Genomic DNA, 14,952 nt, shown 5'->3' with positions numbered 1-14,952 from the left:
AACCATATCGTGAACGGAGGGCTCTTAAGTATCTGCCCCGTCTTTTTCCTTCATGGGGCTGGCTAATCCAAACTTCTTAACCAAAGATTTGATGGTTAACCCCTGAACGAGAAGTGAGAAGAGGACAACACTAAAGGTGAGTACGAGTATATCGTCGCGACCGTCGAAGGTTGTGGGCAAGCTTAAGGCGAGTGCGATCGACAAGCTGCCCTTTAAACCGCCCCAATTCAAAACCACTTTCCATGAAGAAGGAAAGGATTTCAGGAAATACAGGCTCACGTAGACGGCCAATGTTCTTCCAATTAAAACGATAAGAATGGCTGCCCCGATTAACGCCCACTTGTCCGCGAAGTGAATATGCTTGATTTCGAGACCGATCATTAAGAAAATCAATGAATTTGCAATTAACGTGATGACGTCCCAGAACGAATTAATGTTCATCTTGGTTGTATCCGACATCCCGATGCGCGCTCCGTAACTGCCGAAAATTAAGCCACCCACAACGACGGCGATCACGCCGGATACTTGGAAATGCTCGGCAATAAAGAAACTTCCGAAGAACAGGAGCATAGAGAAAGCAATCTCCAGCGGATAATCATCAAAGAAGCGAATGAGCTGTGAGAATAGATACCCCAACACGCCTCCAACCGCGATACCACCAACACTAAACTTTAAAAAAAGCAGTACCCCGCTGCCGATTCCCACCCAACCCATTTCCATATACGTGAGCAGATAAACTGAGGAGATCTGAAATAACACAACGGCAATTCCGTCATTAAACAGCGACTCCCCTTCGATGATGGTCACAATTTTCTTGGGTACGCCTAAAGATTTGAAGATGGAGATGACACTGATCGGATCCGTGGCGCTCATCAAAGCCGCAAAGGTAAATGCAACAATCAGAGGCAATCCCATAAACCCATACATGGCTAGGGCAATAAGAAGGAAGGAGAGCAAGGTGCCGCCAAACGCGAGGGCAATCACCGGCTTTCCTTGTTTACGAAGATGGGAGAACGGAAGCTTTAACGTGGCGTCTCCAAGAAGGATAGGCAGGAACAAGGAGATAATGATCGCCTGAAACACATTCGATTGGGTTATAAACGATTCGGCTTCATCCAATACCGGTATATGGATCAAACCAAGCAGCAGGCCTACAATAACCAGTGCAATTGAGTAAGGCTGATTCATTTTTTTGGCTATCGCGATAACACACATCGATATCGCAAGCAAAATCAGCAATTGAACGAAAACCTCATTAAAATGATGCATAGCGCACCCCTCGTCAAAGGATAAAATCTCCATTTATTGTAACCTAAAGGTCCCGTAACACCAAATGTATTGACAAACGGGAATTGAAGGAGTATTTTATGAATATAAAATAAATTTATTCACAGAATCACGAAACGCTCAAATAAGGAGTGAAATACAGCATGCCCAGAAAATTTTCGGATGAGGAACGCGAATGGATTCGCCAAAAACTGTTGACTGAGGCACGCCATCATTTCGAAACGGCGGGTCTCCGCAAAACGAGCGTTGAAGATTTAACGAAGGCTGCCGGCATTGCTCAAGGCTCGTTCTACATGTTTTTCGGATCGAAAGAGGAAATATATTATGAATTGATTCTGGAGGAGGAGCAGCGAATCCGCAATGCTGTCCTGGATTTATTCTCTTCAGAAGAGGTCTACAGCAAGGAAAGCATTAAACGGTTTCTCTTATTTTCACTAAGGATGATGGATGAAAGCCCGCTGCTTCGGCAGATGATGGATCGCGGGGAGATGGAGCTGTTGTTTAGGAAACTGCCGAAAGCGCTGCTGGAGCGTAACTTTACGGAGGATCAAGACGCGCTCTTGCCTGTCATTACGGCTTGGCAGCAGGCTGGCATTTTACCTGGTACGGCACCCGAATCCATCGTGGGCATGATCAGATCCTTGGCACTGCTTACGCTGCACAAGAAAGAGATTGGAGAGGAGCAATTTACATCTACAATCGAATTGTTAGTCGAGTTATTATCTGCCGGCATGCTTGCGGTGTCTAAAGGTGCGAAGGGAGATGGAGCGTCGTGATCGAAGTAAAAGGCCTTCATTACACGTATCCGAATCAAAAAGTGCCGACCCTGCATGGGCTTGATTTTGTCATACCGCCTGGCGAAATTTTTGGGTTTCTCGGCCCGTCCGGTGCTGGTAAAAGCACGACGCAAAAACTGCTGATCGGTGTTCTGAAAGGATATCAAGGAAGTATAAAAGTCATGGGTAACGAGATCAGGGATAAGGGTCCCGATTATTACGAGCGAATTGGAGTAGCTTTTGAATTCCCGAACTTCTACAGCAAATTTTCGGTTCTCGAAAATTTAAAGCTCTTTCGTTCCCTTTACAGTGGGAAGACGGAGGATCCCATGAAATTGTTGGAACAAGTCGATCTGGCGGATGCCGCAAATATGAAGGTTTCCCAGCTATCCAAGGGCATGAAGATGAGGTTGAATTTCTGTCGGGCCTTACAGCATGATCCAGAAATTCTATTTCTGGATGAACCTACTTCCGGATTAGACCCGGTCAATGCCCAGCGAATGAAGGAATTGATACTTGCCAAAAAGGCTGCCGGCAAGACAGTTCTTATAACAACGCATCATATGCAAGCGGCAGAAGAGCTTTGTGATCGGGTAGCCTTTATCGTCGACGGTGAAATCAAATTAATCGATTCACCCAGAAGATTGAAACTTCGCAAGGGAAGAAAAGAGGTCCGAGTCGAATACAGCAGGGATGGTGATGTAAAGGAGGCCCTATTTTCTCTCGATGGCATCGGTGAGAACAGCCGATTTCTTCAGCTCATACAGGAGTTCCCTCCCGAGACCATTCATACGCAAGAGGCATCGCTCGAACAAATTTTCATTGAGGTTACGGGGAGGCAGCTTGTATGAAAGGCCTATGCTTATTTGTTTTCGATCTCCGTTTCCAGTGGCGCCACGGTTTCTATTGGGTTTATGTATTCGTCTGTTCCTGTTATTGGATTCTGCTCCGATTCATACCCGAGGCTTACCAAGAGAAAACAGCGATTGTGCTGACCTTCAGTGATCCCGCCGCCCTGGGACTTATCATGGCTGGCGGTATGGTCCTCCTGGAGAGGGACCAAGGTGTCCACGATCCGCTGTTTGTAGCGCCGGTCCACATTCGGGAATACTTGCTGGCGAAGGCGGCGTCTCTGTCGGTGTTATCCCTTGCGGCAGGCTGGGTCATTCACTTGGCGACCGGCAGTCTCCCGGAATATCCGCTTGCTTTTTCTGCGGGTATTGTTTTAACCTCAACCTTCATGACCTTGCTGTCGATTGGAGTGGCGGCACGCCAGCGGACAATTAACGGTTTTATTCTGATGGTGCAGGTCTACGCGCTGCCATTCATCCTTCCATTGTTGGGTTTTCTTCAATTGTGGCATGAAGACCTGTTTCTTGTCCTTCCGACCGAAGGAACACTCCGGTTATTGGTGTCTCCCAGTGGTGGCCTAGCTACTGGTAGCGTTCTTTATTCTGTGTGCATCCTATTGATTTGGAATTTTGCGGCTTACTTCTGGGCAAGGCGATCCTATACCCGGCACGTGCTGATGCGGGTAGGTGAGGGAGGGGGGCATTAATGGGGAGATATAAAACCCTTATGATAAAGGATCTACGGCATGCATGGAAGGATCCCGTTCTGCTGGCAGCTTTGTTCGGTCCGCTGGTCCTCTTGTTTCTATCAAGGTTTGGATTCCCTGTTGCCGCCCATTGGCTTGATGTAAACTATTCATTTCATCTGGAGCCGTATCGCGGCTTTGCAGCATCGCTATTGGTTGTTACGATCCCTATGCTGACAGGAATGCTCACGGGCCTCCTTATGCTCGACGAACGTGATGAGAATGTGATTGCATATTATGCGGTTACTCCTATAATGCGTAAAGGTTATTTGCTATATAGAGTGACACTTCCTTTTCTGTTATGCACCGGCTTATCCATGGTATATTTGTCTTTTTCCACTTTGTCGGATATCCACTGGGATAAACTAGGGGTTTTGCTGTTAGCATTGGAGGCACCATTATTTTCGTTGTTCCTGGCTGCATTCTCAGCGAACAAGGTGGAAGGATTAGCCTTGTCTAAAATAGGGGGGCTGTTCATAGCAGGCCCTGTAGTGGCTTACTTCGTTCCAGGAGCTTGGCAGATGTTAGGCGCTTGGCTCCCAACGTATTGGCCTGCCAAGGTACTTTATTTCATGACGCAGGATGAGCCTTTCCTAGCAATACTCTTTTGTTCGATCGGATTGCTCCTGCATGCTGTGTACTTATATTTTATGGTATCGGTTTTTAACAACAGACAATCTTAACTGGGGTCACCATGGATCGCTTAATAAAGATATTGGTTCATGTCATATCTGATGACAGCAAACAGCCGATCGAAATGATCGGCTGTTGTTACTCGTGTCTAACAGCCGGTTATACCATTCAGCTCCCGGAGTCCACTGTCAGCATATAGATAAAGCAAATTGCGACTAAAAACTGGTATTGCAAACTGAAGTTGAATCGTTTAATATGGATATTAAATATCCATAATCCAGTTCGTACCGGATCAGGCTTATAAGCAATGGAACAATAGCGTATGCAAGAAGGTTATTTTTCGCTTCAATTATGGATAATGTAGATCCACAAACAAAAAAACAATGATCAACCAACATTCGATGTGGAGTTTATTGGAGGAGGCTCGGCGGGCTTTTCACTGCCCTCAGAAACTATAGCGGAAGAGAGATGGATGTTATGAATGATTTTTTTAATGAAGCCATTTGGGAGAAGGCATGGAAAGAACACGGCGAACGCGTTGTGAACAAGATGAAAAAGACCGGAATCGAACCGACCCGATCCTTTGATCATAAGGCGAAGACTTTCAATGAGCAATCGTTTAATGAAGAGGGAAGAAAACGGACCACACGAATCATGAATTGGCTTGAAGGACAAGGGGTTCAATTCGACAACGCCTCTGTACTGGACATTGGCGCCGCTTCGGGAGTATTTTCGGTGCCGTTTGCAGAGCGAGGGGCCCGCGTAACTGCCGTAGAGTCCTCTCTGCCATTGATCGAATTGCTGAAGGGAAATATCACAAAATTCGCTGATGACCAGGTGAAGATTGTACCGGAACCTTTTGAAGATATTGACGTGCTGGCCAGAGACTGGGGCAATGCCTTCAATCTTGTCTTTGTCTCGATGTGTCCGGTCATTCTGGATTGGGATAGCGTCGAAAAGATTCTACAATGCGCCCGGGATTATTGTTATATCAGTATGCCGGCAGGTTCTATGGAGCTCAGTTTGGTGAATGAAATCTGGCCGCTCATCACCGGTCAGCCCTTCCAATCGAAGCACTTGGAGTTCGGATATTTGCTTCATTTGCTGTATCTCAAAGGCTATTCCTATGAGTCTCTTATCACACGGGAAACGAAAACGACGGAAGTTACAAGAGAAGCGGCGTTACAAGAAATGATGAACTGGCTTCGCAGTCACGGTCTTGCTACAGATGATCAGAATCGGAAATTGGTTGCAGACTATTTGGAGCAAGCGTATCCGTCCGGCAAAGTAACCATCCGACAGAGTGGTCGTTATGGCAAAGTACTGGTTCGAATGCAGGATCAAAGCATGTACACAAGAAAAATTTGATCGAGACTACGCACGTGTTACGTAGTCAGACCAAGAAGATGAAAGGATGATAATGATGGCGATTCAACACGCAACAGATTCTACTTTTAAAGGGATGGTCCAAACCGAAGGAGTAACCGTAGTGAATTTTTGGGCTTCTTGGTGTGGTCCGTGCAGAATGTTTGCACCCGTTCTTGAGGAATTTGAAAGGGAAGCCAAAGGTTCCATTAAAGTAGTTAAAGTTAATGTAGACGATAACCCGGCGACGTCTTCCCATTATCAGATTATGAGCATACCGACCACCCTTATTTTCAAAGATGGGAAGCTTCTTTATAAAGAATCAGGCATATTGCCGAAACATGTCTTGAAACATCGCACTGCCTCCAATTAAAGGATCTCAAAGGGATCACAGTATGCATGCACAAGAAGTCGTGCTTTGTAGGCGGCTTTTTTGGCTTTTACATATTCGTCGTGACTTCAGGGATGACCTCAATGTAATATAAATATGAACCGATGGGAGATGAGGAACGATGTTGAAATTAGTAAAGGCTATTCTCGTGGGATTGAGCATGACTGTAATTGGTTTAGATTCTGGAAATGTGCAACCTACCGCCGTGTCGGCAGCCAGTACAGAATATTATGTCGCCAGCGACGGCAGCGACTCCAATCCAGGGACGATCCGTGCGCCATGGAAGACGCTGCAGCATGCGGCTGACGAGGCTGATCCGGGTAGCATGATTTACGTTCGGGACGGCGTATACAATCAGAAGCTCAAGATAACACGCTCCGGGACAGCTTCACAAGGTCCCATTACTTTCACGAACTACGGTTCGGAGAAAGCCATCATTGATGGTGCTGGACTTTCAGTCAACGGGATCGAAGGGCTAATCGAGATAAAAGATGTGAATTACATTACTATTCAGGGCTTGGAGATTCGCAATTATACGACGACTTCCAGAAATGCGGTGCCTGTTGGAATCTATGTTCAAGGCTCAGGCGGCTTTATTAATCTGACCAACAACAAGATCCATGATATCAAGAGCACGGTCACACCAACCGGCAGCGATTTGCTTGGCAGAGATGCTCATGGTATCGCCGTATATGGCACCAAAGCTCCGGAATCGCTTCATGACATTATGATTCATGGTAATGAGCTGTACAATCTTGTCCTGGGTTCCAGTGAAACCCTGGTACTGAATGGTAATGTAGATAAGTTCACGGTAACGGACAATATTATTCACGATAACGACAACATCGGGATCGATATTATTGGTTTCGAGGGGACAGCGCCGGAAGAAGTATACGACCAGGCCCGAAATGGCTTGGTGAAAGGTAATCGGGTATACAACATTTCTTCCAACAATAATCCTTCTTATGGGAAAAAACTCCCGAATAACAGTAATTCAGCTGGCGGTATTTATGTTGATGGCGGCAAAGACAGCATCATTGAGCAGAATTACAGCTACAACAATGATATCGGCATTGAAATTGCCTCCGAGCATGCGGGCAAATCCACCAGCAATATTACGATCCGAAGCAACATGGTGTACAATAACCGGTTGACAGGGATCGCCATGGGTGGATACGACGAGGAGCGGGGCTCAACAGTGAATTGTAAGGTAGTGAACAACACCGTCTACAATAACGATATCTTGGGTGATGGTAGCGGCCAGCTCTATGTCCAGTATGATACGAGAAATAACGTGATCAAGAACAATATCTTTGTGGCCAGTTCCACAGGTGTACTGATCTACAATGAATATGCCAAAAATTCAGGAAACGTCGTGGATTACAATCTATATTATTCTCCAGGCGGTAGTGCAGATGCATTCTGGACATGGAAGAGCAAAGACTATACTGGCTTCTCCGCATACAAAGCGGGAACCGGCAACGATGCGCATTCTTTGTTCATGGATCCTAAATTCGTAAATGCTCCCGGTGGCGATTTCCATCTTCAGTCTTCGTCCCCAACGATTGATGCTGGTTCGACGGATCACGCGATCATCGGAACGCAGGACATTGACGGGGAGCCAAGAGTGCAAGGGGCCAATGTGAACATCGGCGCAGATGAGTAAAGCAATACTTTTTTAGAAACGGGTAAAACAGAGCTGAAATGTTAAGAGTGCCTAATAGCAAGCGGGTTCGGCAGCATTCGGAACGTTTTTATTTCGGATGTTTGGCATGTATTTTGAGCTGCATCTTGGAACGCATTCATCAAAAAAGTCGCCAATTTTGGCGGCTTTTTTCTCTTCCATAAGTTCTTCCTCTAGCACTTTGAGAGAGTTTCTGCTTGACATAATTTTGTTTATCGGTAAACTATTATTGTTGAATGGTTAACAATAATTCCAAAGGAGGTGACTTTTATGACCTTAAATAAACGCAAAGAGGCGATTGAAGCAGTCCAATACTTCATCATGAATCGAGAGAAGAATATTCGGAATCGGAGCATGTTGATCGAAAACACTGTCGGTTCAGATTCAGTAAAAAATTGGTCAATGACGCAACTTCACATCTTGTCTTTAGTAAAGCGTCACCCATGTCAATTGAATAATACGTCTTTAGCCACGGAACTAAATTTATCAAAATCCGCTATAACTAAAGCCATAAATACATTGATTCAACACCATTTGGTCGTGACTGCAAAGAAAACGGACAATCTCAAAGAAATTTATTATGAAGCCACAGATCAAGGGAAGCAGTTGGCTACTGCGCATGATAAGCTGCATTACCAGGCTGAAGAGAAGTACTACGAACTGTTCAGTCATTTTAATGATGAAGAAATCGATGTTATTATTCGCTTTCTTAATGCGTGGTTGAGGACTTCGGAATCCAAATAACTCTTCAGGAGATGACTAAAATGAACAAGCAGGAAGCCATTCGTTTTATTTCGCACATGTATAACGACATTATTGTTAATTTTGATTTTGTGAAAATACCTGATTATTTCCATAACGACTACGTTCAAGTGACTGATGGCAACAAGATAAACATGGAAGAATTTAAGAATCACCTAACAACATTAAAAGTTACAGTAGACCAAATTACCGTTTCTCCATTTACGATACCCTCTATGACGAAGAGCTTCAGACTTTGACATTGCGATACACCGTTGATGTTACCAAGAAAAGCGGAACACGCGGATTAATAGAGCTTATCGCCATTTTTGAGATTAAACACGGCAAGATTGTACGTTGTAATGAACTGTCGCATGCCCTTCATCATGATAACGAGTTTAAGGAACTTGCAAGTATTTCTTCTCCAGTTGTTTAATATTGCTGTCCTGAAGCTCATCTACCCGTGACTTAGCCAGCAGGCCAATCCCAGAATTAGCGAAAACATATAGCCCGAATGAGCCATTTTCATATATAGATAATTAAGAGAAAATGAGAAAATCATGTAATAATACCGAGTCGTAAGGCTGCTGGAACAAGAATGGAATAGAAGGGAAGTAGCTTGAAAAATGAATAAAACAGGAGTTTGGTTATTTTTTGCATGGACTGTATCAGCTGTAGCAACTAGCGGAAGTTTGTTTCTTAGTGAAGTATGGCATTTTACGCCATGCGTCTTATGTTGGTATCAACGGATCTTTATGTATCCATTAGTCATTGTTTTGGGAATCGCAGCATATCGGCAAAAGACGCACATCGTCCCATACATCCTGCCCCTGGTTATCATTGGCGGAGGCATATCTACATACCATAGTATCATTCAAAAACTCCCCAAAGAGTCGGGAATTGCCGCATGCGGGCCGGTGTCCTGCTTGAATGACTACTTGAATTGGTTCGGCTGGTTGACCATTCCGATGCTGGCATTTGCCGCGTTCGTGCTCATCACTGTAGCTCTATTGATGGCTGTGCGTTCGCAGAAGCAACAAACAACCAGTGATAAGTAAATGACACGTAACAGCCGGCCTAATGGTCGGCTGTTTTCAATCATCACCCACTTTTTATATCTTGCGGTCTTATTCCATATCCCTATCCTCCAATAAGCAGCTTGTGATACATTACTTAAAAATCATGACGAGGAGATGGAATCTGTTATGCATAAAGTAATCAACCCCAAAATTCACTATTTCGGGACTTCGATCGTGTTGATAAGTACGATCAACGAAGACGGCACCCCCAACCTGGCTCCGATGTCCTCTGCCTGGTGGCTCAATCAATCATGTATGCTTGGAATGAGCAGCAAGTCTCAGACTGTTCAAAATATGATCCGTGAAGGTGAGTGTGTGCTTAATCTTCCGTCGATTGACTTGATTCCCGCCGTTGATCGTCTGACCCTGTTGACAGGTCGCAACCCAGTCCCTGAGTCGAAGGCAGAGAGGGGATATAAGTTCGAGGCGAATAAATTTGGTGTCGCAGGGTTAACTCAACTTCCGTCCCAGCTTGTTCAAGCACCGCGTGTGAAAGAATGCCCCGTCCATCTGGAAGCCAGGTTTGTAAAGCTCCATCCTTTTGAAGAACCAAGTTCGCTTGTTGCCATCGAAGTGCATATTGAAAAGGTTCATATCGAGGAGGATCTTCTTATAGATGCCCAATCAAATTATATCAATCCTTCGAAATGGAATCCGATGATTATGAACTTTTGCGAATATTTTGGTTTAAGTGAGCAATTGTCTGCATCTAAATTAGCGCCGGTATTCGGACCTGATTCAGTTGAAAGCATGGATATGTAATGAGTGGTGTGGCATATAAGGGTATGCCATGTGGGACTAGCGTTTGGCTTGAACTCAACAAGTTTGCAATAAAAAAAGCGACAGGATTCAACCTGCCGCTGGTGCTCCAAGGAAAACTAAAATTTCTTCAATGCTGGTATTGATGTAAGTGTTCATTCCAGATATGTACTTGCTGAACTCTTCCGAAGACATTTTACTTTTGCCTTGCATATAAGACTTGATCTCTTGAATGCTGTCGGATTTGTATTTGTTCAACTTCTTTAGCATGACGTTGCTTCTTTTTTTCATGTCGGATGTCTGCTTGCTACAAGTTTTCTTTGCTTCGCTAAGACTTTTTTTTGCTTTATCAAGTGACATCTTCGCTTGGGTCAATGCTTCTTTACTGGCTTTAGTCTTCTTAAGGCTGCTGTATTCAGTAGAAAGCTGTTTGTATTGATTGGTAAGCGAGGTCACATTTACGCACACAGGGTGCTTGTACACTTTTTGGGCAGCCTTCACTTTTTTTACCTGTACGTTATAATCTTTAAAGTACAGTTTATGAATCTCAGACGTAGAAACGGATGCTGCAAAAGCCTGTGACGGAATGAACAATGCCAGCATCAGAAGTAATACAAAAGTCTTTTTCATTGGGATATGCACCTCTTCGGTTGTAGTGCTTATAGCATATACCATAATTTGTAACCCATCAATATTTAAGTAGAAAACTTATTTTTGATTTCTCCAATCCCATGATCACGCAGCTTTATAGCTATTCTTAATATTCGCGTACCTTCATACAATGAATGGATGCACGATCCCATGAAGAACGGCATATAAGGTGCGGTCAGGAAGGGGGATGGAATGCTTCGTGGAGCGAAATTACGTATGTGTGGGAAATGTCGATAAATCGCTTGGCCCCCAGTTATGGGTACAGCGGGGTGTAAGAGCATGGCATTGACGGGGAGCGGATTGCTGTTAGTAGCACTGACTGGCTTGATGGGGGCGCCTCATTGTCTGATTATGTGCGGAGGGATCGTTTCGTCTCTGGCCCTTCGATCCAGCAGCTCTCCGCTTGCTTCTGTGTTAGCCTACAACGCTGGCAGAGTGACAACGTACACGGTGATTGGAGGCTTTATGGGGATGGTGGGCTCCTTTCTGGATGTGGCTGGCAGCTTTGTAGGCTTCCAAGGAGCGGCCAGCATCATTGGAGGACTGCTCATTCTGCTGTGGACATTTCGTCGGTACACATTGCCCATTTATAACGCTCATCTGCCGAGACACTCTTTTTTTCACCTGAAATTGGAACGGCTTGGCCAGCGCTATGAGTTGTTTGCGACATTTCTAACCGGCCTTTTGCTCGGTTTTCTTCCATGCGGTTTGACTTATGCGATGCAGATGAATGCAGCGGCATCCGGTTCTAGTCTGGTAGGTCTCATGATCATGCTGGTATTTGGACTTTCGACTTTTCCCATTCTGCTCCTAACGGCGGTGTCTGCCGGCAGTCTAACGAAAAAGTGGCGCAGAGGAATGCGGAAATTCGGCGGAATTCTAGCCTTTATAATGGGAATGCTGTCTATTTTAAAGGGACTAAGCGCTAACGGATGGATTCCGGGTATTCACCCATGGTTATGGTAAGAAGAACTAGCGAACTTTGAGCAACGTCCTTACTGTGACATATTGATCCTCCCAACGAAGAATCGCTTCCGCATGCCAAAGTCCTTGCATAACAGGCACGGCAGTTGCGATGTATACACCTGGCTTGGATTCGACAATTGCAGCGGGGAACACACCACAAAACATATCGGGCATGGTGAGGTTGAGTTCAATATCGGCGTTAACAACTGGCTTCTCAGGTAACTCGGTAATGAAAACCTGAAAGGATGTTTCCTTCATGGGTTCGGCAACGGATTGAACGGATTGTATTTCCATGCGAAGCTGCCCATCGGTATAAAGATCTTCTACTTTGGGACGATCGTGAACCTGCCGGTACAGAATCACAGCCGCGATCATAAAGAGCAACAGAAAAGCCATGCCCCATCTTGTCTTCATGATATCCCTTCTTTCGCCTGAAAACATGAGTATTCTCTCATAGGTATGTAAGAAAAGGTCAGAACATGCACATATAGATGAGACTCTAGTTCTGTATATGTGCCGGTAACCTAATTTGGAGAAGAAATCCGTACTGGAACTTAATCCCCCTCCGCAACCTTCTAGGGATGTAGGAACTTCCCTGTGATATGGTTGTAGATTTTTTTGATAGTGGACTTTGTAAGATCGTTTGGGATTTGGATGGAATATTGATGGATGGGAAGGAGGCTCTCTAATCTTAAGAATTGATACGTATCCGGTAGGAAAGTCCGGTTGATTTCTCATTACTTGAGAAAATGATCGAGTTTAATTGTAGATAAGGCAGACTGTTCAATTTTCTGGCGGAAATAAGAGTACATAAGGAAATCCCCTGGAAAAGGGGATTTTTGATTTTATTTCTTGATTCGAAAGTCGCCTTATATACAGTAGATTGAAAAGTTTTGCCATAAATGAATGAAACGAGACATTACTTGACAACGTAATAACGAAAGGGAGTCATGGCATAATCAAAACTGGAAAAAACCTCTGCTGCTTTAACTGGAGCTTAGATCTTTTTTAGTCAGAGGTTTAACCATAAATATTCTCAGTTAAGAGGGGAGAAGTACTGTTGGAATCACTTTGGTTGGAGTATGCTTGGGCATTACTAATTCTTATTGGATTGGAAGGTTTACTATCGGCGGATAATGCCCTTGTACTGGCAGTGATCGCGAAGCACTTACCGGAGGACCAGAAGAAGAAAGCTATTAATTATGGGATCATTATGGCTTTTGTTTTTCTTCGCTGCTCTGTTTGCAATATCGTTTATTGCGAATGTCTGGCAAATACAGGCGATCGGAGCTGCTTATCTTCTATACCTCGGGTTAAAGCACATCATCAAAGCGCGTTTCGGTAAGGAAAACACGAATATTCGCGAGGACGTAAAGAAAGATGCTGCCGGTAAAGGCTTCTGGCCAACGGTAAGCAAAATTGCTATTGCAGATCTCGCCTTTGCAATTGATTCCATACTTGCTGCTGTGGCTTTGGCACTGGGTCTCCCAGATTCCCCGCTTCCAGACTTCGGTGGTATGGACGGAGGACAATTCTTGGTTGTCGTGCTTGGCGGAATCGCCGGGCTCGTTCTGATCAAATTTGCAGCCACATGGTTTGTAAAGCTGCTTGCGCAGCGGCCAGCACTGGAGACCACGGCTTATGCTATCGTGGCATGGGTCGGTGTCAAGCTCGCAGTGATTACTTTGGCCCATGAAGATATAGGGGTGTTAAATCATGATTTCCCACATAGCACAGTCTGGACCATTATCTTCTATGGTGTCTTGGTGGCGATAGCTCTTCTCGGTTGGTTTGCGCCTGTGAAAAATAAACAGTCACAGACCGGTCAACTCTAGTTCCGTGCTTTCCTTCATTGCAGGCAGATGGCCTTTCCGTATCGGAGGGCCATTTTGCATCAGATTGAATAGGATTCATTGATAACAAATAAAGACAGACCAAGGGGTTCTTGAAATATGTATTATGAAATAAATGGCGTAACGGTTGATTCTGCTGAGGTTTTGGTTTACAAAAGAACTATGTGCTCCATGTTCTGTAAATATGTGCAAGAGAAAACAGGATGTACACTAGCCGAAGCAAGGAAGTTATACGTAAAAATGCTTCAGAACGAAGGCATTGAAGAAAAACCGAGTACCTTGGAGATTTTAACGTACTTAAGGGCTGAATACGAAGATAAAGACTGATATCTACTGATAATAGTAGTAGCTGGCACGGCTTCGGCTATAACGCGGATGCGATCAGCCGTCCGCTCCTGGGCCAGCGGCCGATGACGGGGATTACTGAGTCTTCGAATGCAGAGGAGGGACATGTGTTCTGGAAATGTCGCCTCGTCATCGGATGCCAAACGACCGGGACAAGCCTTTTCACTCGGTCGGGTTTATAGTATGCTAACCATATTAAGGAGGAGTGGGAATTTATGGTGAAACAACTGATCGTCGGAGACGCTCTGCACGAATTGGCCCATACGCGCCGTATTCTGGAATGCCTACCCGAGGAGCATATGACATGGAAACCGCACGTCAAATCCATGACGTTAGGCGGGCTCGCCACGCACCTGATCAACTTGCTCAACTGGCAAGTCGCGATTTTTCTTTACCCGGAATTCGATCTTTCGACCGTGCCGCTTCGGCGGGAAGCTTTGGAAAGACGCGAAGACATGCTGGAGGAATTCGACGCGAACGTTATCAAGCTTGAACAGCTGTTAGCCGAATGCGACGAGAAAGCGCTCGCCGAGGAATGGACCTTGCGGAACGGCGACCATATCATTCTGCGCCAACCGCGGGCGGGCGCGCTTCGCACCTTCGGTTTAAGCCATATGGTTCACCATCGGGCTCAGCTCGGTGTATATTTACGGCTGCTTGATATTCCGGTACCGGGCATCTACGGTCCCTCAGCCGATGAGGAAGGCAAGTGAACGAAAAGCGCCGAAAAGTCGCAGGGTACTTGTAAGAGACAAGAACATATACACATACGAAGTCGCGGAAATCGCGGCTTTTTTTTGTCAGCCGATATGGATTGAAAATGAT

18 protein-coding genes and 1 pseudogene are annotated in these 14,952 nt (G+C 45.2%); 15 read left to right on the top strand and 4 right to left on the bottom strand.

Going from position 1 to position 14,952, the window contains the following annotated elements:
* Window positions 1–24 precede the first annotated feature (24 nt).
* Complete coding sequence (locus J7E85_RS09295) at window positions 25–1,269, bottom strand: cation:proton antiporter (RefSeq protein WP_215157141.1); 1,245 nt, start codon at window positions 1,267–1,269, stop codon at window positions 25–27.
* A 161-nt stretch (window positions 1,270–1,430) separates the two neighbouring features.
* Between J7E85_RS09295 and J7E85_RS09290 the strand changes: the two genes are divergently transcribed.
* The 7 genes from J7E85_RS09290 (at window position 1,431) to J7E85_RS09260 (ending at window position 7,715) form a co-directional block, all read left to right on the top strand.
* Window positions 1,431–2,063, top strand: a complete 633-nt coding sequence (locus J7E85_RS09290) for a TetR/AcrR family transcriptional regulator (protein WP_215157133.1) — start codon at window positions 1,431–1,433, stop codon at window positions 2,061–2,063.
* Entirely contained in the window at window positions 2,060–2,914 is an 855-nt protein-coding gene (locus tag J7E85_RS09285) for an ABC transporter ATP-binding protein (protein WP_215157125.1), read from the top strand. Before J7E85_RS09290 ends, J7E85_RS09285 begins: the two co-directional genes overlap by 4 nt.
* Window positions 2,911–3,621 carry a fluoroquinolone export ABC transporter permease subunit gene (locus J7E85_RS09280; protein WP_215157123.1) on the top strand — a complete coding sequence of 237 codons (711 nt, stop codon included), beginning with the start codon at window positions 2,911–2,913 and terminating at the stop codon, window positions 3,619–3,621. Before J7E85_RS09285 ends, J7E85_RS09280 begins: the two co-directional genes overlap by 4 nt.
* Window positions 3,622–3,641: 20 nt before the next feature.
* Window positions 3,642–4,343, top strand: a complete 702-nt coding sequence (locus J7E85_RS09275; RefSeq protein ID WP_251035590.1) for a hypothetical protein — start codon at window positions 3,642–3,644, stop codon at window positions 4,341–4,343.
* 427 nt (window positions 4,344–4,770) lie between these two features.
* Window positions 4,771–5,661 (top strand): class I SAM-dependent methyltransferase, encoded by an 891-nt coding sequence (locus J7E85_RS09270; protein ID WP_215157119.1) that lies wholly within the window; start codon window positions 4,771–4,773, stop codon window positions 5,659–5,661.
* Window positions 5,662–5,716: 55 nt separating this feature from the next.
* Window positions 5,717–6,031 (top strand): thioredoxin, encoded by a 315-nt coding sequence (trxA, locus tag J7E85_RS09265; protein ID WP_215157117.1) that lies wholly within the window; start codon window positions 5,717–5,719, stop codon window positions 6,029–6,031.
* Between the two features lie 139 nt (window positions 6,032–6,170).
* Window positions 6,171–7,715, top strand: coding sequence for a right-handed parallel beta-helix repeat-containing protein (locus J7E85_RS09260; protein ID WP_215157115.1), 1,545 nt, complete (start codon window positions 6,171–6,173; stop codon window positions 7,713–7,715).
* Between the two features lie 51 nt (window positions 7,716–7,766).
* On the opposite strand, the gene J7E85_RS34530 is transcribed toward J7E85_RS09260, so the two are convergent.
* Window positions 7,767–7,895: a hypothetical protein gene (locus J7E85_RS34530; RefSeq protein ID WP_285228803.1), complete on the bottom strand. Its 129-nt coding sequence runs from the start codon at window positions 7,893–7,895 to the stop codon at window positions 7,767–7,769.
* Between the two features lie 108 nt (window positions 7,896–8,003).
* Between J7E85_RS34530 and J7E85_RS09255 the strand changes: the two genes are divergently transcribed.
* The 4 genes from J7E85_RS09255 to J7E85_RS09240 all read left to right on the top strand — a co-directional run bounded on the left by J7E85_RS09255 (window position 8,004) and on the right by J7E85_RS09240 (window position 10,315).
* Window positions 8,004–8,477 (top strand): MarR family transcriptional regulator, encoded by a 474-nt coding sequence (locus J7E85_RS09255; protein WP_251035589.1) that lies wholly within the window; start codon window positions 8,004–8,006, stop codon window positions 8,475–8,477.
* Between the two features lie 20 nt (window positions 8,478–8,497).
* Window positions 8,498–8,734, top strand: a complete 237-nt coding sequence (locus tag J7E85_RS33950; RefSeq protein WP_251035588.1) for a hypothetical protein — start codon at window positions 8,498–8,500, stop codon at window positions 8,732–8,734.
* 366 nt (window positions 8,735–9,100) lie between these two features.
* Window positions 9,101–9,532, top strand: coding sequence for a disulfide oxidoreductase (locus tag J7E85_RS09245; protein ID WP_215157113.1), 432 nt, complete (start codon window positions 9,101–9,103; stop codon window positions 9,530–9,532).
* A 147-nt stretch (window positions 9,533–9,679) separates the two neighbouring features.
* Window positions 9,680–10,315, top strand: coding sequence for a flavin reductase family protein (locus J7E85_RS09240; RefSeq protein ID WP_215157110.1), 636 nt, complete (start codon window positions 9,680–9,682; stop codon window positions 10,313–10,315).
* Between the two features lie 87 nt (window positions 10,316–10,402).
* Here the strand turns inward: J7E85_RS09240 and J7E85_RS09235 are convergent, their stop codons facing one another.
* Complete coding sequence (locus J7E85_RS09235; protein WP_215157108.1) at window positions 10,403–10,942, bottom strand: hypothetical protein; 540 nt, start codon at window positions 10,940–10,942, stop codon at window positions 10,403–10,405.
* Between the two features lie 300 nt (window positions 10,943–11,242).
* Between J7E85_RS09235 and J7E85_RS09230 the strand changes: the two genes are divergently transcribed.
* A complete protein-coding gene (locus J7E85_RS09230) occupies window positions 11,243–11,929 on the top strand; it encodes a sulfite exporter TauE/SafE family protein (protein WP_215157106.1) in 687 nt (228 codons plus the stop codon).
* Between the two features lie 6 nt (window positions 11,930–11,935).
* Here J7E85_RS09230 and J7E85_RS09225 read toward each other — a convergent pair whose 3' ends face one another.
* Window positions 11,936–12,343 (bottom strand): FixH family protein, encoded by a 408-nt coding sequence (locus J7E85_RS09225; RefSeq protein ID WP_215157104.1) that lies wholly within the window; start codon window positions 12,341–12,343, stop codon window positions 11,936–11,938.
* A gap of 646 nt (window positions 12,344–12,989) precedes the next feature.
* Here J7E85_RS09225 and J7E85_RS09220 point away from each other — a divergent pair.
* The 3 genes and pseudogenes from J7E85_RS09220 (at window position 12,990) to J7E85_RS09210 (ending at window position 14,840) form a co-directional block, all read left to right on the top strand.
* Window positions 12,990–13,764, top strand: a pseudogene (locus tag J7E85_RS09220) (TerC family protein).
* Between the two features lie 117 nt (window positions 13,765–13,881).
* Window positions 13,882–14,109, top strand: coding sequence for a hypothetical protein (locus tag J7E85_RS09215; protein WP_215157102.1), 228 nt, complete (start codon window positions 13,882–13,884; stop codon window positions 14,107–14,109).
* 233 nt (window positions 14,110–14,342) lie between these two features.
* Window positions 14,343–14,840, top strand: a complete 498-nt coding sequence (locus J7E85_RS09210; RefSeq protein WP_215157100.1) for a DinB family protein — start codon at window positions 14,343–14,345, stop codon at window positions 14,838–14,840.
* Window positions 14,841–14,952: the final 112 nt, after the last annotated feature.

Source organism: Paenibacillus sp. ISL-20 (assembly GCF_018613005.1).
Taxonomy (GTDB): Bacteria; Bacillota; Bacilli; order Paenibacillales; family Paenibacillaceae; genus Paenibacillus_AQ.
This window is presented reverse-complemented; position numbering and strand designations above follow the sequence as displayed.